Raw genomic sequence first — 24,091 nt, 5'->3', positions numbered from 1 at the left:
CCTTGATGTATGGGTTATATGAATATTTCGTTTTTGGTGGTTGGCTTTTCTGCTAGCCATTTTCTGTTGTCAATCAATGATGCGAGTTCGTTTACGGTGGCATTATTGAAAAAGTCCGACAGTGTGAGTTTGATAGAGAATTCCTTGTTGATTTTGTTGACTAATGAAATTCCCTTTAATGAATCGCCGCCAAGCGCAAAGAAATCGTCTTCCGTGCCAATGCCTGTTTGACCGAATAAGTCTTCAAACAAAGCTACAATACGTTCTTCCGTAGGTGTTTTTGCGGCAGTAAATTGTGTGTCTAATTGTGTTCTGTTGATTTCGAAACGTGCTTCTTGGTTGTCTTCGTTTAATGTGGCTCTATCTTCAAATTGATTGAGATTTCTACGCGAAATGATGAATTGTGATTCACTTGTGTAAGCAGTCGATTTTTCAATATTTTCAATGATGTCTGTGACTGAAATTTGTGTATCTTCTGTTCCTAATTTGTCAAAATTAAATACAGAAACGTTAGTTTTTTCAGCGAACAATCCGATAGCTACTTCATCTAACAATGCATTGGAAGTTGCATACGCGCCAAAGGTAACGCCTCCTAATTTTGCGGACAGACTTGAAAAAACTTTCAAAAAGCCTAACTCTTTGTTTTTAAATATTTTATATAAGTTCACCAAACCATTTACTTTTACTGAAAAATGGTTGTGAATTGAGTTTTTTGTCGTCGAAGAAACCAAGAAATGTTCTCTCGATTGAAAACGTGCAGCGTGAATAATTCCATTAATTTCACCGTGCTCCGCTTCTATGTTGGCAACGATTGTTTCTAGCGAATTCAAATCTGAAACATCACCTTTGGCAAACGCAAAACTTCCGTTAGCAATTGCTTGCAATGCTGCAATTTTTTCAGCGTATGCTTCATCCAAAATATTTTTCCCAATTAAGAAGAAATTGCTTTTGTAGGTTTCTTTTACATGTTTGATGAATTCAAATTCTACCGTGCCTAATTCGCCTGTAATCATATAAACTCCTTCGCTTGAAAAGCTTGTGTTTTCAACTTCGATGTCTGTTTCTAGGTTTTCGTAGGTTGGAATCCAGCGTTTTCCGTTTCTGTAGGCAACTTTGTAATAATCTGCCGTATGGTGAATTTCTTTGTGAAGCTGGTCAATATCAACTTTTTTATCAAAATCGACATCAATATGTGTGGCTTGAATGTGACTCGCTTCTTGCACCAACACACGCAACAAAATACTCGTGTGATTGTTAGTACCTTTTAGAGTATCAACGCCTGTTACTTGTGCATTGCTGTTTGTAAGCAACACAATGTGCGCGTCATTTTCAAGCGTATTGATTTCAAACGTACGCATGAATTCCAATACCGTTGAAAATTGTTGATTGTACGCTTCAAAATTGTCTTTTTCAAAATTGAATTCAGGTGTTTCGTTATTCCAAGAGAAAATTACTTTATCAACTACGATTCCTGCTGCTGCAAATGCTTGTTTTAGTGCTTCTAAACTGCTTTTTTCAGTCGGATTGATTTGATACTGTGTTTCAGAAATTTGTTTAAATTCCGCACCATTCTTCACCGTAATTACCTGAATGTCATTTAGTTTCCATAAAGCGATGAGTTCATTGTTTACGTTGCTTTCATCACAAAACACGATGTATGTTTTACCTACAAAATTTTTAGGTGTTTCAAATACTTTGGTTTCCTGTTTCCACGTTGCGACTTGTAAAGTGCTTGTTGGTTGCTCTGCGCCTAAGTTGATGTTTTGACTTTTTAATTGCTCGTCAATAGAAACTTTCGTTGGAAAGTCGTACGTATCAAAACAATAGGTTGGCAATGCTATTTTACTTGGAATGTTTCCTTGGTAGAATGCATTCCAATCAATGTCAAACTTGTGCTGCCAAATTTGTCCTAAAAGATGCAAGAAGTGCGTACGCTCGTCAACCGTTTCTTTTGGATGTTTAATCGTATTAATCGCTACATTTTTGTCGCCAGTTGTATTGCATTGGTTGAAAAATGTCGTCAATGTTCTTCCTGGGCCGATTTCTAAGAACAATCCGTTGTTTTGTTGTTGCAAGAATTCAATTCCTTTTTTGAAATCGACCGTATTTACAATGTGTTTTGCCCAATAACTTGCTGAACTCGCTTCTTCTGTTGTAATGTATTCGCCAGAATTGTTAGATACAAACGGAATTGTTGGTGCTTGAAGCGTGATTTTTTGAAGTGCTGTTTCAAATTCTGCCACAATGGCTTCCATCATGGAAGAATGAAACGCGTGTGATGTTTTTAGCACTACATGTTGAATGTCTTTTGCCTGTAATTCATTGACAACTTTCTGAATGTCATCATCCGTTCCAGAAACTACAAAGGAATTTGGTGAGTTAATGGTTGCAATTGATACATTCGCAAATAACGCTTTATCAAGTGTTTCTTTGTTAGCACTGATACTCAACATGCTTCCTTTTGCAACCGTGTACATTAAATTGGCGCGTTTGCACAGAATTTGAAGCGCGTCTTCCAACGTAAATACGCCACTGATGGTTGCTGCTACATATTCGCCCAAACTGTGACCAATCATGGCGTTTGGTTGTAATCCGAGCTCAATAAAGAGTTTTGCCAATGCATATTCAAATAAGAATAAGATGGGTTGTGTGTATTTTGTTTCGTTGATTTTTTCTGTATCCGCAGTATCGAATAAAATTGCTTTGTAATCGATTCCGTTGATTTGAAATAGTGTTGCAAAACCATCGTCCATCGTAGTTTTGAACGAAGAAAAGTGCTCGTATAGAAATTTCCCCATGCCAACGTACTGACTACCTTGCCCAGAAAACATAAATATCAAGTCTTGCTTTTCTTTGACTTCTTTGGTTTTTATTCTTTTGTCAGAGAGTTTTTCAATCAGTTCTGCTTTGGTTTTCACTTCAAACGCTTTGCACAATCCAAATTGTTTTCTTCCTACTTGTAAGGTATAAGCCAGCGCGCCTAAGTTTACTGTTGGATGTTCATGAATGTGCGCGAGTAAAGCTTTTTCAAAGTTTTCCAATGCTGAAAGACTATCCGCTGAATATCTGATTTGATACGATGCTTCAGGAGTGGCGATTTTTTGCACACCGATTGGTGTTTCTTGCAATACCATGTGAATGTTAGTTCCGCCAATTCCAAACGAGCTGATTCCCGCCGTTAAGGGTTTGTTGTTGATGCGATTCCAAGCAGTGGTTTTAGTATTTACATAAAAAGGTCCGCCCGCAAAATTAATCGCAGGATTGGCTTTATTGTAATGCAAACTTGCTGGAATTGTTTTGTTTTTGATAGAAAGCGTCGTTTTGATAAGTCCCAAAATTCCCGCAGCTTCATCGGCATGGCCTACGTTTGACTTCACCGTTCCGATAGCGCATTTGTGTGTACTATCATTGTTAAATGCTTTGTTGAGCGATTCTATTTCTATAGGATCGCCAATTTTTGTGGCAGTTCCGTGCGCTTCTACATAGGTAATGTCTGTAGGTTGTACACCTGCAATTTTGTGTGCCAATTTGATACATTCCGATTGTCCACTCACGCTAGGCATGGTATATCCGCCTTTAGCGCTTCCATCATTATTCATCGCAGAAGCTTTGATCACCGCATACACATGATCGTTATCTTTGATGGCTTCTTCTAGTTTTTTCAAAACCACAACACCGGCACCATCACAAAAGATGGTTCCTGACGAAGACGCGTCAAAACTACGTACGCTTCCATCTTCCGATACAATCGTTCCAGGTTCATACAAGTAACCATTATCATGATGTGATAATAAGCGAACACCACCGACAATTGCCGTTCCGCATTCGTTCAACAGTAAACTTCTGCATGCCAAATGTGCCGTACTTAGTGACGTAGAGCAAGCTGTGTCGATAAAATAACACGGACCGCGCAGATTCATCTTGTACGCAATTAACGATGCCATAAAGTTTGGATTCGTGATTTTTGCTTTTGTCATCGCATCCACATTTCCAGCTTCTGCCAATGTTGCATACACGCTCCAGTTTAAATCGCGATTCGCTCCTAAAAAGATACCTGCTTTTTTGTTGTATGTATCTAAGTTCAATCCAGCGTCTTCAATGCCTTCCCAAACCAATTGATGCATTAATCGCGTTTGCGGATTCATCAATTTGGCTTCGTCTGGAGTGTATTTGAAAAACGAGTAATCAAACGTGTTGTACGTGTCTATAAAAGAAGCCGCTTTTATGTAGGAGCTGTCGTTTAGTTGTTTGGCATCAATTCCTCTTGAAAGTAGTTCTTCATCCGTAAAGAAGTGAACTAATTCTTTTTCGTCTACTAAGTTTTTCCAAAATTCTTGGACATTAGTAGACTTGGGGAATTTCCCAGAAATCCCTATGACAGCGATGTCTCTCTTCATGTTGCGCTATAAAAGTTTAGGTGTATTGGTGTGTTGTTATTGTTGGGTTTAAAGACTTTCCATAAAATCAATTACATCGTCTACGTCTTCCATTTCTTCTTCAATCAATTCAGGTGTTTTGTTGTGTTGTTGCAAGCTTTCTGCTAAGACACGAATGGTTGGAAATTGAAAAAACGAAATGATTTGCAATTCCAATCCTAAGGTAGAATTCATAATGTTTTGCAGTTCAAAAGCTTTCATGGAGTTTCCTCCTATTTCGAAGAAGTTATCGTCAATACTTATTTTTTCAATATTCAAGAAACGCTCCCAAATTTCTGCGATTTGTGATTCGAAATTGTTTCTCGGTGCTACGTAATTTTTAGTTTGAACCGAATCTGTGGTTGGTGTTGGTAATTGCTTCGGATCTATTTTTCCGTTTGGCGTATATTTGAATTCATCCACAAAAATGATATGCTGCGGAATCATATAGGTTGGTAATTGTACGCGCAAGTAATCTTTGATGTATTCAGTTTCAAGTGCTTTGTCCGCTTTGATATATAACGCTAAGGTATCGCCAGAAACATCTCGAATGGCTTTTACCACACATTGCACAATTCCTGAAATGGAAGCCGCTACGGCCTGAATTTCTTTTAATTCAATACGATAACCACTAATTTTTACCTGACTATCACGTCTGCCCAAATATTCCAATTCACCATTTGGCAACCAACGTGCTAAATCGCCCGTTTTGTAGATAATGCCTTCACCTGTGATTGGATTTTTGATAAAGTTTTCGTCTGTTTTGGCTTTATCGCCCAAATATCCTTGCGATACACCTTCTCCGCCAATGCACAATTCGCCCACCACTTCTTTTGGACATATTTGTTGGTTTTCATCTAAAATGTAGATGTGTGTATTTGCAATAGGTGTTCCGATGGTGACATTTTCTGCCGAATCAACTTGTTTTACCGCTGACCAAATCGTGGTTTCTGTCGGACCATACATGTTGTAGATTCGCTCCGTTCCCACAATATCGATTAGTTTTTTAGCGAGTGAGCTTTTCAATTCTTCTCCGCCAACCAATAAAGAGTTTATATTTTGTAAAGCCGCATCAACATTGTCCGTTAGCAAGAAATCTTCATAGAAAGATGGCGTTGCCTGCATTGCTTTGATGTTGTGCGCTTTTAATAGTTGTAAGGTAGTTTCTTCTTGAGTCAATTGTTGCAACTTGCTTACAATGTATTCTTGCTGCGTTCTGCTACGTTTTACAATGTCTTTTACTTTCTTTAAGTTTGACAGATTGTCTAACACAACGTCTTCCTCAATACCGAAGTCTAGCAAACACGCGATTTCATTGATGCCTGCTTGATACAGTTTGTTCACCATATCCAAACATTTTTCTGGTGTACCAAAAAGACTTGACGTATTGTAATAACGCTTGAAGCCCATTTCCAACACCTGATCCATGTCGTCTTCAATGTCCATATTGTTGTTTTCCGCTACAGGAACCAACAAGCCTAACGAGGTTTTCAGGTATTCTTTGAATGGTTTTTCAACGGTGTTGTACACGTAGTTTTCATCTTCGTGAATGAAGGTATGCAACATAATCGCCACTTTTCCTTTTGCTGGATCAAATCCGTGTTCTTGTAAGGATTCGCGGTAAGCTTTTATTTTGTCTTCTAAATCTTCAATGGATTGTCCCAATAAGTGCGTTAAAACGTTTGCGCCAATTGAACCTGCGTATTTGAAGGTGTGAATGCTTTTTGCAGCCGTAATCCACAAAGGTAAGGTTGGCTGAATTGGTTTCGGGTGAATTTTGAATTCGAATTCTTTCCCAACACCATTAGTTCGTGTGCGTGTTTCACCTTTCCATAAACCTTGCAACGCGTCAATTTTATCAAACATGATTTGATGTCTGTCCTTGAAGTTGTTAGGTTGCAACACGAAATCGTTTGGTTGCCAACCCGATGCTATAGACAGTTCTACTCTACCGTTTGACAAGTTATCAACCATTGACCATTCTTCTGCCACTCTAATTTCGTCGTGCAATGGCAATACCACACTTCCAGAACGTAAACGAATGTTTTTTGTAATGGTTGACACTGCCGCCGCTGCTACTGACGGATTTGGAAATTGATCGCCAAACTCGTGAAAGTGTCTCTCTGGAACCCAAATTGCTTTAAAACCGTGTTCATCTGCGTAGGTGGCACCTTTTAGTAAAAGATTGTATTTGTTGGTACTTTGACTGTCTGATGTTGGAAAGTAAAAGAAACTAAAGTCCATTTCAGGCTTCGTTTTGATTTCCACAGGACGTTCTAAGTGAATGACAACTTTGTTTCCGTTGGTCAGCGTCCATAACAATTCTAAAATAGAAATATCAAAACTGATACTTGTACTTGCCAACCATGTTGTGGCTTCTTTTCCAAGTTTTTCATTCATTCCTACCACAAAACTCAATAGATTTTTGTGCGCTACTTGCACACCTTTTGGCTTTCCTGTAGATCCTGAAGTGTATATGACATACGCCGTTTGTGAAGGAAGTACTTTTGGCAAGGTTTGCATAGTGGTTTCTTTCCAAGTAGTATCAGTAATGTTGATAGCTTCTGCACTATCGCCGATGATATTGTTGGTAGCATCATCCACAATAACAAATTGCGAACCGCTGTTTTGCAAGCTGTAATCGATACGCTCTATTGGATAGAAAGGATCTAACGAAACATACGCGCTTCCCGCTTTTAGCACACCCAAAATCGCAATCATCATTTCTATTGATCTTCCCATGCAAATTCCTATGTATGAATTTGGCTGAATGCCTTTGTTCAATAAGTAACTTGCAAAAATGTCTGATTGTTTTTGAAGTTCTTTGTAGCTGATAGCAACGCCCTGACATACAACAGCCGTCGCGTCAGGATTTGCAATGGCTTGCTGCGCGATTAAATCCGTCACCAATTCGTCTTGGTTGTACTCAACTTTTGTATTGTTGAATGTCGAAAGCAGTTCTTGTTGCTGATTTTCAGAAATATATGGTAATTGTGATAGTTTTTCGTTGCCATTTTCCAATCCGTTTGCTAAGAAACTCCACGTGTTTTCTGCCAAATTTTCAATATACGATGCGCCGTATAAATCGGTATTGTATTCAATAACCAGTTTGATAGACGTTTCGCCTTCTACAAATTTGAACGTCATGTCAAATTTACTCACACTCGCTTCTGCATCTTTTTGAATGGTATATTGCAAATCTCCAAAACCAGCGTTGAGTTCACCCACCTCATCGTGTCGTTGATGCGTGACTAGAATGTCAAATATCGGTGAACGACTGATATCGCGCTGAATGTTGAGTTTGTTGACCAAATCGCCAAACGAATAGTTTGCGTTTAAGTAGGCTTCTTGCAAGCATTGTTTTTCAATCGCCACCAATTCATTGAACGTTGTATTTTTTTCAAACGTCGTTCGTATTGGCAAGGTATTGATGTACAATCCAACTTGATGTTCCAATTCCGGATGCATTCTCCCAGAAACAGGCGTTCCTAAGATGATATCCGTTTGGTGAGTGTATCGTGATAAGACACCATTTAACGCAGATAGTAATATCATAAATGGCGTACACGCATGCGCTTTGGCGTATTTTTTTACGTTTTGGAATGTGCTGTCGCTCAATATCAATTCGTGCTGCGCTCCGTTATAGGTTTTTAATGGAGGACGCTTAAATGTGCTTGGCAAATTTAACACAGGAAGTTCACCAGAAAATTTATCCAACCAATAGGCTTCTTCTTTGGTAAGCTCGAGATTGTTGGTGTACCAATCTGCATAATCTTTGTATTGAATTGGCAATTCTGGAAGTGCTATTTCAGCATTAGCCGTCGTATTGTTATACGCTGTGATGAAGTCTTTAATCAAAATTTCTTGCGAACGCGCATCTGAAATGATGTGATGTACGTTTAAGTAAAAGAAATATTCTTGTGCTTGACTTTTTACAACACCAACTCTAAATAATGGTCCATTTTTAATATCAAACGCATCCGAAACATACGAGTTTACAATAGATTTATAGGTTTCAGGTGTTGCTTCTTCATAGTTAAAAATCGTTTCAAACTCACTGATATTTTGAATGGTTTGCGCAATTTTACCATTGCTTGTTTCTACAAATTTGGTTCGCAATACTTCATGACGCGACACGATAGTATTGACTGCTTTTTGCAGATTTTCTACTTGTAAATCACCGTTAATTTTTATGACCACTGGCAAATTGTAGGCTTTGTTGATGTCTTCAATTTGGCATAAAATCCAGAATCTGAATTGTGTAGAGGTAATCGGATAGAATTCTTTGTTTTCCGCTTGTGGAATCGTGATGGCAGCAGCATCTTGCTGTAACGACGTCAAATAGGAAATGATGTCGCTTTTGTGCTCTTTAATCAGTCCGATCAAAGCGTTATCCACTTCTTCCGTAAGGAAATTGAGTTCCAAGTTTTCTCCTTGCAATTCAATGTGAATTCCGTTATCTCTACAGTGTTTTATGAGTTCGGGTGTTTTCATAAATTATATGATGATTTTTTTGTTTACTGTTTGTGTAGTATCCATTTGTGTTGCCAATACGTTTTCAATGTGTACTACCAAATAGGCGATGGTTGGTTGTGCGTAAAATTCTTCGTAATTGAAGTTTACTTTGTATGTTGTTTTTAATTGGTTGAGCATTTTGTTCATGCTCAAACTGTGTCCGCCAAGTTCAAAGAAGTTATCATTAACACCTATTGTGCTGGCAGCAATTTTTAAGATATCTGCCCAAAGTTCTACCATACGGAATTCCATATCGCTTTGTGGCGCTTTGTACGGTGTTTTTTTGAGGTCTGCCATTGTTGGTTGTGGCAAGGCTTTTCTATCTATTTTACCTGTTCGCGTCAGCGGAAATGCTTCAATAAACATGTAGATAGAAGGAATCATGTACTTTGGCAGTTGGTTTCTGAGTTGTTGCTTTAACGCGTCGGCTTCTATGTTTTCTGTTTTTTCAAGATATGCTGTTAAGAATTTTATTTCTTCTACTTCAGTTACCAAAACGATTGCTTTTTTGATACTTGGCAATTGTTCTAGTTGATATTCGATTTCTGGCAATTCTATTCGGACACCATTTAGCTTGACTTGTGAATCTTTTCGATGTAAAAATTCAATTTCTCCGTTGGACAATCGACGTCCGATGTCTCCTGATTTGTAATAACGATGTCCTTTTTCATCGGTTAAGAATGCTTTTTCTGTTAATTCTGGACGATTCAAGTAACCAAGCGAAATATAGTCGCTTTTGAATACGATTTCGCCTTCCTGATACATGCCAACTTCCGTATTGTTTTCATCCCAAATATATACTTCCGTGTCTACAACAGGTTTTCCTAAAGATAAATTCGTTCGGTGCCATGCTGAGTCGTGTGACAAGAATTTTTGCGAGATAATCGTTGCTTCTGTCGGTCCGTAATCGTTTACTAAAAAGGCGCCTTTCGGGAAATGTTTTTTGAACAATTCCAAATCCGATTTGTAACTCGCTTCTCCACCAGAATCCAACAAACGAACCGTGTGTAAGATGCTTGATGGCTCCAATTCTTTGATGAAGTAACGATACAAGGTTGGCACCATGTGAATGATGCTGATTTTTTGTGTAGCAAGCCAGTTTTGAATATTCGCAACACCTTCTGCCGCAATATTGTAGAAACTTACCGTTGCGCCGTTTAAGATAGCTCCATAGATATCTTTGATTGACGCGTCAAACGTATAGGTTGAGAATACGCTGAGATTGTCTTGGTTGGAAATGTGCACATTGTTCGTATATACGCGAATGTAATGCAACATATTTCGCTGCGTTTGCACCACACCTTTTGGCTTTCCTGTAGAACCTGACGTGTATAATACATACGCTTCTGTGCTTGGCGCAATTGTTTTGTTAGGATTTTCAATTTCCGTAACTTCTTCTGGCAAACAGATGAGTTTTACCGCTGGATAGTCTGCTTGTACTTCTTGTGCTTTTTGTAATGTACGTTGGTTGCACACTAAAATATTCGCACTCGCATCTTCCAGAATAAAGGTGATTCTGCTATTCGGATTGTTTACGTCAATCGGCACATAGGAATAGCCTGCTTTTAGTGTTCCTAACATTCCGATGACACAGGTTTCATCATGATCTAATAATAACGCAATTCGCTGCGTTGCTGCGGTAGCTTCTGCTAGAATTTGATGTGCTACGTGATTTGCATGCGCGTTTAATTCGGCATAACTTACTGCTTTGTTTTTAGCATGAACTGCAATCGCGTTTGGATATTTTGAAACTTGCTTTTCAAATCGTGCAGTGACATTTTGTTCAATTTCTGATGCTTCAAATACTTCAAAAGCATTGGTTGGCATTGCATCTGTCGCGATTTCGATGTTTGTGTTGAAAATGTCAATTTCTGAAATGTGTATCGCCGTATTTTCAACTACTTGCTGAATGAGCTGTAGCAATTCGTTCGTCCAATAGGTAATGGTTTCTTTTGAGAAAAGTTCGCTATTGAACACACTTTTGAGCATGTATCCGTTTTCAAAGCTTTGAATATACCATTCCAAATCGAATTTTGGCGATGCTTCAATTGTTCCTGTTTGCGCTGTAAAATCTTGAATTTTAGCCGTAGTTTCTGCTTCAAAATCAAGCATATTCAAGAACACAGGACTTATCGGGAAACGTTTGTCTTCAGCCGTAATATCTAAATCGTCTAGCAATTGCTCAAACGGATAGTTTTGATTTGCCAATGCAGCAATGAGTGTTGTGTTTACCTTTTGCAGAATCGTTGTAAAATCTGCGGAAGCGTCCATTTCATCACGAATCATCAACGTATTTAAGAAACAACCGACTATATTTTTGAGTTGTTCGTGATTTCTATTTGCCGCTGGAATTCCGACGGTAATGTCGTTTTCTGCTGTTAGTCGTTGCAATAAGACTTTTATCGCGGTCAAATAAAACGCAAACGGACTTACCGAATGTTTCGCCGTAAAAGCTGTGATTTTTTCTTTGATTTCGTTGGAAATAAAGATGGTATGATAGCCTGAAATCGTTTGATTTGATTTTATCGCTGTATTGTAATCTCTAGGCAATTCTAAATACGGAATGTTTCCTGAAAGCTGTTGTTTCCAGTAGTTGCCTTGTGCTGCAAGTGTTTCTGTTTGCAAGGCTTTGTTTTGCCAAGCTGCGTAATCTTTGTAATCGATGGTTAGCGCAGGTAACGCTGCTGTTGCTTTTTCAAGTTTCGCTTGATAGATTGTCAGCAATTCTTTGATGATGATTTGCATGGACCAACCATCGCAAATACTGTGATGAATGTTGAAATATAGTTTTGTTTCTTCACCATTGGTAAGCGTTCCGATTTTGAATAGCGGATAGCTTTCCAAGTCAAATTCATGTTGAATGACTTCGTTTGTAATGGTTTCAACAGTATCGTATCTTTTGATTGTTGTAGGTTGAAACGCTTCTATGCGCTGTTTTGGTGCTTCTATTGCATCTACAAATACTGTTCGTAGTATTTCGTGACGTTGTAAGATTTCGTTAAATGCGGCTTCTAATACGTCAATATCAGTTTCTTTTTCTAAATCGAAAATGTTTGAGATATTGAATTCTTTTGATGCACCTTGAATTTTATGAATCAACCAAAAACGTACTTGTGTTGGCGAGAGTTCATATACTTCTTGTTCGGCTATTTTTTCAATTTCTTCGTATTGAACTTTCGTTCCCGAATCTAACAATATAGCGTGCGATTCCAATGAAGTTTTTACATACACATCTTCTAAAGACAAGCGCACATTGAATACTTTGTGATACGCGTTGATGAGTTTTGTGAGAATTAAACTGTGTCCGCCCAACTCGAAAAAGTCATCCAACACACTTATTTTCTCTTTGTTGAAGAAGTCTTTCCAAATAGTGACTAACATTTCTTCTGTTTCCGTTCTTGGCGCAATGTATGTTGCTTGAATACTGTGCGTTTCCGAGATTTCAGGCAATTGTGCTACTGCAACTTTTCCGTTTGGTGTTAGCGGAATTGCGTCAATTGGAATGTAATATTGCGGAATCATATACGATGGCATTTCCGCCAATAATCGCTCTTTAAAAGTTGCGGTATTTATTTCATTTTCAGCAATATAATACGCCACCAATACTTTTTCTTTTTGAACGATTTTCACTAAAACTACCGCTTCTTTAATTTCTGCAAAATCGGTAATCGCTTGTTCTATTTCACCCAACTCAATGCGGTGACCTCTAATTTTGATTTGCGTGTCTTTTCGTCCAGAAAATTCAAGTGTTCCGTTTGGCAACCAACGTACCAAATCGCCCGTTTTGTATAGTTTTTCTTCCGAATTGAATGGATTTTTAACAAAAACCGTATTTGTCAACGCTTCTTGATGTAGATAGCCTTCCGACAAACCAATTCCAGCAATACACAATTCGCCCACAACACCAATTGGTTGCAGTGTTAATTCATCAGACAAGACATATACTTTCGTGTTGTCTACTGGTTTTCCAATAGCGATATTTCCCTTTTCTGAGTTCGTGTATTTGTGGAATGTGGTAACGACTGTATTTTCTGTAGGTCCGTAATTGTTGTAGATGTGAAGTGAAGTTGTTTTGTTGAAAGACAATGCTTCTCCACCTGTTAATAGTATTGTACTTACATCGTCAACATCGTTTGCTACCAATTCTTGACAGATTCTCGACGGTACGTACGCATGTGTAATTTTATTATGATTCAAGAAATTTTTAAACTTGAATATGTCCAATCGAACTTCTTTGCTCGTAATTGGAAATAATGTCGCTCCTTTGGTGAGATACGGGAAAATTTCCCATACCGAAGCATCAAAGGCAATTCCTGAGAATAGTGTTGCGCGACTTTCACTGGTAACGCCATACGCAGCTTGATGCCACTGACAAAGATTTACCAGACTTCGTTGCGAAATCGGTACGCCTTTTGGCTTTCCTGTAGAACCAGAAGTATAAATTACATAGGCAATATCATTTCCGCCTAGTGTTGCAGCTGTAAAGCCTCCTGTATCAATGCTTGCATTGTGATAACTTTCGATGAAATTTGTATCTATTACTAATACTGCGCCTGCATCCTGAATCATATAGCTGATTCTGTTTTCAGGATAGTTTGTGTCAATTGGCAAATAGGTTGCTCCTAGTTTCATGATTGCCAATAGTGACGTGATGTAATCGATTCCTCTATCTAATTGAACTGCTATAATAGCTCCTTTTACAATTGCAGTAGTGTTTTGAATGTGTACTGCAAGTCTGTCTGATTGTGCATTGAGTTCGTGGTATGAAACGTTGGTTTCTTCAACTGTAATAGATGTATTTTGCCCATTTTTCACGACTTGTTCAGCAAAAAGGGATAACACATTCGCGTTTTCTGCAACAGGCACTTCTTTTCCTTGAAATGCTTCTAGTAATTGTACTTTTTCTTCTGGAGAAGTGATATCAATACTGTTGATTTTTTGTGTAGCATCTTCCAAATACTGCTCAAAAATCAATTCCAAATGCTCACAACTACTTTTGATGAATGTTGTATCATATACATCCGTATTGTATTGTACTTCTAAGAACAACTCTTCGTCAACTTCCACAAACGTATAAGTGATGTCAAACTGCGCTGCTGTTCGTTCAATTTCGTAGGCATCTACGGTTAATTCACCTAAAGATTGCTCTTTAAAGTTGCCTAATTGCTGTTGATTTTGCAAGGCAACCATCACATCAAATAATGGTGAACGAGACGTATCGCGCTTTAATCCTAATTGCTCTACCAATTGGTCAAACGGATATTCTTGATGCGTGTAGGCATTGAGTAATTGTGCTTTTTCTTTTTCTAATAAGCTCGCAAGCGTTTCGTCATGTTGAATTTGTGTGCGAATTGCTAATGTATTGAGATACAGTCCAATTTGATTTTCTAAATCTGGATGCTCTCTTCCAGCAATTGGCGTTCCGAGAATGATATCATCTGCATTGGAATATTTATGCAATAACGCTTTTACCGCCGCCATAATGGTCATGAATAGCGTTACTTGATGTTCTTTAGAGAAGTTTTTCAGTTTTGTGAGGTGTTCTCTTGAATAGGTATATCGAATTTGACTTCCCGAATAGGTTTTAATTACAGGACGTTTGCGACTTTGTGGTAGTTGCAATACTGGCAATTCTCCTGAAAATTGTTGCAACCAAAATGCTTTTGATGCTTCTAATCGTTCAACCGTTTGCGATTGTTGTAACCAAACTGCATAATCTTTGAATTGAATGTCTAATGATGCTTTGTCACTAGTGATTCCTTTGCTTGCTTGCAGGTAGTTATCTATGATTTCATTGGTGAAAATTTCAAGCGACCAACCATCGCCAATAATGTGATGAATGGCAACTACAAATATGGTTTCCGTCGCCGTTTTTTTGATGAGTGCTGCTTTGAAAAGTGGTGTTGTCGCTAAATTGAACCCTTCTGACAACAAATCGTCAATATATGCATCAATAAACGTTTCAGGTTGTTCCTTTTGCGAAAAGTCAATTTGTGCGATAGAAACATCAATAGCTTCAAACGGCACAATATATTGTTGTGGAATTCCGTGTTCGTTTTCTTTGAAATAGGTGCGCAAACTTTCATGTCGCTTCACCACATTTGTAAAGGCATTGATAAAGATTTCGTCGTCTAAATTTCCTTTAAAATGATATGCTCCCGTGATTTGATAGGCATTTGTTCCGCCTTCTAATTGACTTAATAACCACAAACGATGTTGTGCTGGCGTCAACGGATAGGAAGTCGCTTCTGCCGCTACTGGAATGGCTTCGTATTGCTTTTCGTTTAATTCGGCACTGAGGTTTTCAATGGTTGGATTTACAGAAAAGGTTTTAAAACTTACGCTTTTGCCCATTTCTTTATACATCGTGTTGATGACTTGCGAAATCATCAAACTATGTCCACCAAGTTCAAAGAAATTGTCTTTGATTCCGATAGTGTCTACGCCAATAATTTTTTCCCAAATTTCTTTTAATTGCTCTTCCACATCGTTTCTCGGCGCTACATATTCCGCCTTGATGATGTTGTCTGTAGAAATTTCAGGAAGTGCATCTCTGTTGATTTTTCCGTTCGGCGTTAATGGAATGTCTTTAATGTGTACAAAATACGTTGGTACCATGTACGAAGGCAATTTTGCTAGCAAATGTGCTCGCAAACCTGATTTGTCAACACCTTTATCTCCTACATAATACCCTACCAATACTTGTTGTTTGTTTACCAATTTTACAGCAACTACTACACGTTGAATCGCATCAGTAAAATCGAGCATTTCGTTTTCAATTTCGCCAAGTTCAATACGATAACCACGCAATTTCACTTGATGATCTTTTCTACCTAAGAATCCAATGTTTCCGTCTGGCATCCAATAGGCTAAATCGCCCGTATCGTACATGCGTTCGCCTTCTAAGTACGGATTCGGAATGTATTTTTCAGCTGTTAATTCTTCGCGATTCAAATAGCCTTTCGTCACACCCAAACCAGATAAATACAATTTACCAGGAACTCCGATAGGAACTACTGCTAAATTTTCATCCAAAATAAACGCTTGGGTATTCAACAATGGTTTTCCAACAGGAATGGAATTGTATCTGATGCCTTCTTCCAATTGGTAATACGTACTATACGTCGTATCTTCAGAAGGACCGTATAAGTTTCTAATTTCTGCATCGGAATCTGCCAATAATTTCATCGCAATATCCACAGGAAAAGGCTCTCCTGCTAAGTTAACCGCAACTACATTTTCAAGACTGTATCCTTTTTCCAACAGATTTCGCATGCTTGATGGAACCGTGTTGATTAAGATATTTTTGTCTTCTAAAATATAGGTTCCGATGTCGAGTGAGTTTTGCAATAATCTGATTCTTTTTCCTGTAGAAAGCGTATAGAATATTTCATAGACCGACAAATCAAAACAATGCGAAGTCACCGCAAATGTTACTTCGTGACCTGTATTGGCAAATTCGTGATGCGCCCAATAAATCATTGCCACAGCATTTTGATGCGTAATCATCACACCTTTTGGTTTTCCTGTAGTTCCCGAAGTGTAAATGATATAGGCTAAATCGTGCGCATCTTTTTGAATTCCGAGATTTTCTGTAGCGTATTGTTTGTTGTTGTTGAAGAAATCCAATTCTTCTTCTATCACCAATTTGCACTGACTGTCATTTTCAATATATTGAATTCGTTCTGCAGGATAACTTTTGTCGATTGGCACATACGCAGCACCTGTTTTTAAAACCGCCAATAGCGAAATCACCAATAATTCTGTTCGTTCTAATTTTACACCCACAAAATCATTTACTTGAATGTTTCGCTCATCTACCAAATAATGCGCTAAGGCATTCGCTTCTTCGTTGAGTTCTTTGTACGTATATGACTTTTCTTGAAAAACTAATGCCGTATTGTTAGGTGTTTTTTCAACTTGCTTTTCAAACAAATCAATGATAGATTCTTCTAAAGGAAAGTCGTAATTTGTGTCGTTAAATGCTTTTAAAATAATGTCTTCTTCCTCGCGTGTCGTAATAGAAATATCGCAAATTATTTTTTCCAGATTGCTTTCTAAATTCTCCAAACAAGTTTGAAAATTCTTTAAAAAGTGCGTCACTACGTGTGATTTTTTAAAGCTCTCTGCAAAGCGAATAGCTAGTGTTATTCCTTTTACTTCTTTATTGATTTCTAAAAAGAATGGAATTTCATTTTGTTCCACCGAAGTATTGTACGAAAACCCAAAAGGGCTGTAATTTTTGAATTTTTGAGGCAATACAGCATCTTTTTCAAAACTTGCATACTTATATACTTCTTGAATTTCCAGCTTAGTTTCGTTTAAATATTCCTTGAAATTTTTCTTTTCAATCAGAATATGATGCAACAATAATGGTGTCTCCGCATCTTGCACTTTTGTTGAGAAAATAAAGTGCGATGGCTCAAAATAGCGTTGCAACATTGCGCTATAGATAGACAGCAAAATCGTGTATTCAACAATAGGCTTTTCGTTGGTGATTTTCAGAAAATAAGAAATATTTTCATTCGGAATCAACAACTTTTCAGTAGTTTCTAGTTGAAATTGTTCTTTTGCAGAAACGGTTTGTTTTTTCAGTTTCTGAATCCAATAATCAGAAACCAATTTACGTTCAATAGTTGGCATGCAGGTAATGTAAGTTATAGTGTTACTGCTTCGCTTTCGAAGTAATATGAAGGAAGAATTGCGGTAATATTTTGCTGTAGTTGCTCAATACGCACTACAATTTTATTAACATTGTCTACTTTAAGAATTTCGCACTCTAAACCGCTTAAAGAGCCAAATTCTATTTTTCTAAACTCTCCTACTTTTGGGAGTTGTGAACCGACTTCTATATTCATAACGTCCTCAGCTCCTACCAAGAGTTTCATTTTTACAATTTCTTTTTCAGAAACTTTTGCAAATGAGTTTCCAAATCTGATATACGCACAAGCGCCGTCTGCAGATAAGGCTTTATGGAAGTCTTGAGGTGATGTAAGGTTTACAAATATATAGGAAGGAATCAAAGGTAGTTCAACAATCTTGGTTCGGTCACTCCACTTTTTCTTCGTTTTTATCAACGGTAGAAAAGTTTCAAGAGATAGTTTTATTAATGCATCTAAAACTTTCTTTTCATGACGAGATTTGACATATAAAACATGCCAACCATGATATTTTTGATTCATCATTAAGCTAAATTTTCTTCTGATTACTTTTTGATTTTTTGACAGAGCTTCGCTTCCCTCAGTCACATGAGGCACTCTTTCATTACATTTTAAAGTGAGGGAAATTTCTAAAATTACTTTTAGATCAATTCGTCAAAATAGTTGAATTGATGTATCATTTTTTCGTGTACAATTATAACAGAATTTTTTCTCGCAAAACAACTCAAAATTCATAAAAAAGGTAGAATCACAAAATGATTATGGTTAAACCGTAAACTATATGTCTTTATAGTTAAAATGACGTTAAATTGACGTAAAACGTTTAAAAGTTGTTAAAAAAGGTGAAACAATTTGGAAATTTAATTGAAAAATCATTTCTGCTTTTTGCTGTTTTTGTAATAAAAAATAATGTTTTTAATACTAAAAATATTACAAAATTAAACTAAAGATTCTAGTTTTGGTTTTTTCATCGGAATAATTGGCATTTTTATCGTTTGAAATAGTATATAAATCTGTCAGAATTTATTTTTGAATGATATCTCTGTCGTACTTAATGATTTTTCTTACTATTATTTTTTTTTAAATACAACTCAATCAAGCAAATACATTCAAAAAATTGAAAAATAAGTGCAAAAAAAACTAATCAAATAAACTATGTAATTTTTCAAAGACTTCTTTTGCATACGCTTTGTTAAAAGGCACGTATTTTTGAGCGAGTTTGGTATCGGTTAGTTCAGCTTCAACTTGTGCTAATGGTATCAGTGTAACATCGGCAACTTCTTCTTCTTGGAGAGTAACAATCAAAGGTGCATCTGGAATTTCAGAAGCGAAAATGGTTATGAATTCTCGATCACGATAGTCTTCTGCATGTTGATAATCAATTCGGAAGCGTCCGATGTGTTGTAGTTTTGCTGACTGAACTTTGATTCCTAATTCTTCTTCGGCTTCTCTAATGGCAGTTTCTTTGGCAGTTTCGCCACTACTTATATGTCCCGCCACTGACACATCCCAACGATTTGGAAAGTTAGGTTTTGTCGCTGCACGCAATTGCAATACGATTTTCCCTGTTTTGGTGTACAACCATAAATGCGTTGACGCATGAAAATGTCCGTAGCGATGCACTTCGCGTTTGGGAAGTATTTCGCCAGTTGGATTTCCGTGTTCGTCTAGAATGTCAATAAGTTCCATTTTCTGAGAAGTTTAAGGGCTTTATGAGTTAAATATATGCTTTCAAATGATGAAAAACAATCAAACTTGCTGACTTCGGTATGACTTTGGTGAAATTCCTGTTTTTTTACGAAAGGCGTTGTAAAAAGAGGTGCGATTGTTAAATCCGACGGTATAAATAATTTCGTTGATATTCAAATCACTTTGTTTGTCTTGCAATAGTTTGATAGCTTCTTTGATACGATAGGTATTCACAAATTCAAAAAAATTCATCTGAAAATGCTCATTAATCAATTGTGAAGTGTGATGTCGTGATAAATTCAACCGTTCTGATAATACATCTAGCGTAAGCGCACTATCCAAATACAACTGTTCAGATTCCATCAAAGCCGTCAGCTTATCTTTCATTTCAATAGCCATTGACGAAGACAAACCGTTATTTTGGTACTTTACAAATGGAATTTTGACTGTCCCCGAAAATATATTAGGCTGCATAAAACTGAAATACGACACAATTCCCATAAAAAAGACCATGGCATACCCAATTAAATAATCTTTATAAGGTGTAATCAGTCGGAAATAAATCAAAATAAAATATAAAAAGAACACAAACGCATAACCTGTAAAGCACAACCACAACGATTTAATCCAAAGACGTTTGGCTTCAGACACCTTACTTTTTTCTTTTCGATACAAAAGATACATTTTTACGGCATAAAAAACCATGAGTAATGTTACAACATCTACCATATTATATCGAGGAATCAGCCACCAATTGACATACGCAGAATAGCCATTGGTTGCCGCAAGTTCCAATTTAACATCATGCGATAAAAAGTAAAAGCGCCCAAATACAGAAAGTATCCAAATCAGCGGAAGCAAATGTCCCAAATCGCGCCATGAAAAAGAACTGCGAAGCACGCGTTTTAAATAGACATATAACAAAGGCCCATACGAAACCCAAGGAATAAAGTTGGTAAACGACAAATGCTCAGAAAACGAACTTTGGTAATCTGTCCAAAAAGCGCAATTAAACAATTGATTATACGAAAAAAGCAATAAAAAAACGCCAAATATGCTATTGGCGACGCGATCTCCTTTGGGTTTTAAGAAAAATAAAATTCCCAATACAAAGGCTTGAATGGCAAATGCAAAAAAAAGCAATATCCATATATCTATGTTGGTAGTATTCATCGGCAGTAGTTTTAGAAACAACTTGTTAATTGATTGATGCGTTTTCAAAGTACAAAATAGACCGTAAAATCTGTCTTAAAAAACTCTTAATTCTCAAAAAAACTACCGAAAAGAAAGACTATACAAACTGTGCTAGCGATATTGTATTAATCTGACTATGAGAGGCATGCACAACACTAACCCTATTTTTTACAATGATTAATTGCGGACTTTCATGCCATACCTGAAAACGTGCGGCGATTTCTTGAGAAATCGGACGGTAATTCAACAAATCTAAATAATAAACCTGCATTTGGTTTGCTTCCAAATCGTATGAACGCTCAAATTGATTGATAACCATTTTACTAATTCCGCAACGTGTACTGTGTTTAAAAATAGCCACAGGTGTTGTTTTTGATGTTTCTTCAATCGTATCCAATTGTGCCATTTCTGTCAGTGGAATCCATGGAACTTTTGAAGGCTCTGGTGTTTCGGAAGCTTCTGAACTTCCAAAAATTTTATTGAATATTCCCATAAGTATCTGTACTTTTAAAGATATGAGTCGCTCGCATTATGAAAAACTTGCAAAATGTCAAAATGTCTTATAAATACGTAGTTTAACCGCCATTTTGTCTTGTATTTTCAATTGGAATAACTATTGCAAAACTACCAAAAAAACACAGAACTAAACGCTATGAATTTTAACAATTACACTATAAAATCACAAGAAGCTGTGCAGCAAGCACAGCAACTGGCGCAAACTTATGGACATCAACAAATTGAAAACGAACATTTGTTTAAAGCAATTATTGATGTTGACGATAATGTATTGCCTTTTTTATTAAAGAAACTGAATGTAAACGTATCTCTGCTGAATCAAATTTTAGACAGCACGCTGAATAGTTTTCCAAAAGTAAGCGGCGGAAATATTATGCTATCAACAACAGCAGGAAAAACGTTGACCGATGCGAATATTGTTGCGAAAGAAATGAACGACGAATTTGTGTCTACTTCACATTTAATCCTTGCTATTTTTAAATCGAACAGTAAAATTTCGCAAATCTTAAAAGATCAAGGAGTTACTGAAAAAGGGTTAAAAACTGCCATTCAAGAATTGAGTAAAGGCGAGCGTGTTACCTCTGCAAACGCAGAAGAAACTTATAATGCGCTCAACAAATACGCAAAAAACTTGAACCAATTGGCAAACGACGGAAAACTCGATCCTGTAATCGGTCGTGACGAAGAAATCCGTCGTGTGTTGCAAATTCTTTCTCGTAGAACAAAGAACAACCCTATTTTAGTAGGAGAACCTGGTGTGGGTAAAACCGCTATTGCGGAAGGATTGGCACACAGAATCATTCAAGGTGATGTTCCGGAAAACTTAAAAGACAAGCAAATCTATTCGCTCGATATGGGCGCGTTGATTGCTGGAGCAAAATTTAAAGGTGAATTTGAAGAACGTTTAAAAGCGGTTATCAAAGAAGTAACTTCATCAGACGGTGACATTGTGCTCTTTATTGATGAAATCCACACACTGGTCGGCGCTGGTGGCGGACAAGGTGCTATGGACGCCGCAAACATTTTAAAACCTGCATTGGCGCGAGGAGAACTCAGAGCGATTGGTGCGACCACGTTGGACGAATACCAAAAATATTTTGAGCAAGACAAAGCCTTAGAACGTCGTTTTCAGAAAATTACGGTAACCGAACCGGATACGGAAAGTGCGATTTCGATTCTGCGAGGTATCAAAGAAAAATACGAAACACACCATAAAGTTCGTATCAAAGACGAAGCAATTATTGCGGCCGTAGAACTTTCGCAACGTTATATTACCAATCGTTTTTTGCCAGACAAAGCAATTGACTTGATTGACGAAGCCGCTTCCAAATTACGCATGGAAATCAACTCAAAACCAGAAGAATTGGATGTGTTAGATAGACGCATCATGCAGTTGGAAATTGAGATTGAAGCCATTAAGCGTGAAAATGACGAAGCCAAATTGAAAGCGTTAAATCTTGAATTGGCAAACTTAAAAGATGAGCGTAACGAGATTTTCGCCAAATGGCAATCTGAAAAAGATGTCGTAGACCAAGTTCAAGCAACAAAAGAAGCTATTGAGAACTATCGCGCGGAAGCGGAAAGAGCTGAACGCGAAGGAAACTACGGAAAAGTAGCCGAATTGCGTTACGGGAAAATCAAAGAAGCACAAGCAAAACTGGATACGCTGCAACAAGAATTGGCAACACAGGAAGAAAATGCTTTAATTAAAGAAGAAGTCACCAACGAAGACATTGCAGAAGTCGTTGCCAAATGGACAGGAATTCCTGTAACGAAAATGTTGCAAAGCGAACGCGAAAAACTGTTACAGCTAGAAAACGAATTGCACAAACGTGTGGTGGGACAAGAAGAAGCCATCACAGCAGTTTCAGATGCTGTTCGAAGAAGTCGCGCAGGATTGCAAGATGCCAATCGTCCAATAGGTTCGTTCCTTTTCTTGGGAATGACAGGCGTTGGTAAAACCGAATTGGCAAAAGCATTGGCAGCCTATTTGTTTGATGATGAAAACGCCATGACGCGTATTGATATGAGCGAATACCAAGAAGCACATTCGGTCAGTAGATTGGTGGGTGCGCCTCCAGGATATGTTGGCTATGACGAAGGCGGACAATTGACAGAAGCTGTGCGACGCAGACCGTATTCTGTAGTCTTATTAGACGAAATTGAAAAAGCGCATCCTGATACGTTCAACATTCTATTGCAAGTGTTGGATGAAGGTCGTTTGACGGATAATAAAGGACGTGTGGCGGATTTCAAAAACGCCATCATCATCATGACATCGAATATGGGAAGTCATATCATTGAAGAAAAGTTCAAGGCGATGCAAGACATGCACAGCGCTACCGAAGCTGCCAAAGTAGAAGTGTTAGGCTTGTTGAAAAAAGCGGTGCGACCAGAGTTTTTAAATCGTATTGATGATATTGTGATGTTTACACCGTTGACGCAAAGTGACATCAAGGAAATTGTGCGTTTGCAGATAAAGAAAACTGTTAAAATGTTAGCAAAACAGCAAATCACGTTAGATGCTACCGAAGAAGCAATTACCTACTTAGCTCAACAAGGATTTGACCCACAATTTGGTGCGCGACCTGTAAAACGTGTCATTCAACGCAAGGTGTTAAATGCACTTTCAAAGGAAATTTTAAGTGGTCGAATTACGGCAGACAGCATCATTTTACTGGATGAATTCAATGACGAATTGGTCTTCAGAAATCAAACAGATTTGATAGAGAATTAATTTTCCATAGATACTAATAAATAAGAGCAGCTTTTTGGGCTGCTCTTATTGTTTACTAACAAAGACAGGAAACAAATATATTTTCCTGAACTACAAGATTCTTTAGTAAAACGTTTGGCAAAAGGCTTTATTTTGTTGGGAAACGTTAAAGTTTTGAGAATTCTATCTAGCAAAAACAACTGTTAATTACACTTAAATTCGGCGTAAGAAATCGCCATATTATTCGTAATTTTCTGATAAACAACTATTTGTCATTTCGATTTCTATGATAAAAACAAGCGATTTTGGTAAAAAGTTTGATTTCTAATTACAGCCATAGCAATATGTAATAATTTGTTTCTTACAGCATTAAGAACACTCATTTT

At 37.4% G+C, this 24,091-nt stretch carries 8 protein-coding genes; 1 reads left to right on the top strand and 7 read right to left on the bottom strand.

What is annotated here, in order from left to right:
- Positions 1-14: 14 nt before the first annotated feature.
- The 7 genes from C8N46_RS09230 to ytxJ form a co-directional block, all read right to left on the bottom strand.
- Positions 15-4,397 (bottom strand): type I polyketide synthase, encoded by a 4,383-nt coding sequence (locus C8N46_RS09230; protein ID WP_108114613.1) that lies wholly within the window; start codon positions 4,395-4,397, stop codon positions 15-17.
- Positions 4,398-4,445: 48 nt separating this feature from the next.
- Positions 4,446-8,909 (bottom strand): MupA/Atu3671 family FMN-dependent luciferase-like monooxygenase, encoded by a 4,464-nt coding sequence (locus C8N46_RS09225; protein ID WP_108114612.1) that lies wholly within the window; start codon positions 8,907-8,909, stop codon positions 4,446-4,448.
- Positions 8,910-8,912: 3 nt separating this feature from the next.
- Positions 8,913-17,573 carry a non-ribosomal peptide synthetase gene (locus C8N46_RS09220; RefSeq protein ID WP_108114611.1) on the bottom strand — a complete coding sequence of 2,887 codons (8,661 nt, stop codon included), beginning with the start codon at positions 17,571-17,573 and terminating at the stop codon, positions 8,913-8,915.
- Positions 17,574-17,587: 14 nt separating this feature from the next.
- On the bottom strand, positions 17,588-18,115 hold the full coding sequence (locus C8N46_RS09215) for a UpxY family transcription antiterminator (protein ID WP_245896785.1): 528 nt from the start codon (positions 18,113-18,115) through the stop codon (positions 17,588-17,590).
- A gap of 615 nt (positions 18,116-18,730) precedes the next feature.
- Positions 18,731-19,279: an NUDIX hydrolase gene (locus C8N46_RS09210; RefSeq protein WP_108114610.1), complete on the bottom strand. Its 549-nt coding sequence runs from the start codon at positions 19,277-19,279 to the stop codon at positions 18,731-18,733.
- A gap of 60 nt (positions 19,280-19,339) precedes the next feature.
- Positions 19,340-20,452 carry a helix-turn-helix domain-containing protein gene (locus C8N46_RS09205; RefSeq protein WP_146169781.1) on the bottom strand — a complete coding sequence of 371 codons (1,113 nt, stop codon included), beginning with the start codon at positions 20,450-20,452 and terminating at the stop codon, positions 19,340-19,342.
- Positions 20,453-20,570: 118 nt separating this feature from the next.
- Complete coding sequence (gene ytxJ, locus C8N46_RS09200; protein WP_108114608.1) at positions 20,571-20,966, bottom strand: bacillithiol system redox-active protein YtxJ; 396 nt, start codon at positions 20,964-20,966, stop codon at positions 20,571-20,573.
- A 159-nt stretch (positions 20,967-21,125) separates the two neighbouring features.
- Between ytxJ and clpB the strand changes: the two genes are divergently transcribed.
- On the top strand, positions 21,126-23,726 hold the full coding sequence (clpB, locus tag C8N46_RS09195) for an ATP-dependent chaperone ClpB (protein ID WP_108114959.1): 2,601 nt from the start codon (positions 21,126-21,128) through the stop codon (positions 23,724-23,726).
- Positions 23,727-24,091 lie beyond the last annotated feature (365 nt).

This window comes from Kordia periserrulae (assembly GCF_003054265.1).
Taxonomy (GTDB): Bacteria; Bacteroidota; Bacteroidia; order Flavobacteriales; family Flavobacteriaceae; genus Kordia; species Kordia periserrulae.
This window is presented reverse-complemented; position numbering and strand designations above follow the sequence as displayed.

Bases quoted from the DNA above. Each gene is read 5' to 3' on its own strand.
- C8N46_RS09210 (WP_108114610.1), bottom strand. From the start codon at position 19,279: ATGGAACTTATTGACATTCTAGACGAACACGGAAATCCAACTGGCGAA.
- C8N46_RS09225 (WP_108114612.1), bottom strand. From the start codon at position 8,909: ATGAAAACACCCGAACTCATAAAACACTGTAGAGATAACGGAATTCAC.
- ytxJ (WP_108114608.1), bottom strand. From the start codon at position 20,966: ATGGGAATATTCAATAAAATTTTTGGAAGTTCAGAAGCTTCCGAAACA.
- clpB (WP_108114959.1), top strand. From the start codon at position 21,126: ATGAATTTTAACAATTACACTATAAAATCACAAGAAGCTGTGCAGCAA.
- C8N46_RS09215 (WP_245896785.1), bottom strand. From the start codon at position 18,115: ATGATGAATCAAAAATATCATGGTTGGCATGTTTTATATGTCAAATCT.
- C8N46_RS09230 (WP_108114613.1), bottom strand. From the start codon at position 4,397: ATGAAGAGAGACATCGCTGTCATAGGGATTTCTGGGAAATTCCCCAAG.
- C8N46_RS09205 (WP_146169781.1), bottom strand. From the start codon at position 20,452: ATGAATACTACCAACATAGATATATGGATATTGCTTTTTTTTGCATTT.
- C8N46_RS09220 (WP_108114611.1), bottom strand. From the start codon at position 17,573: ATGCCAACTATTGAACGTAAATTGGTTTCTGATTATTGGATTCAGAAA.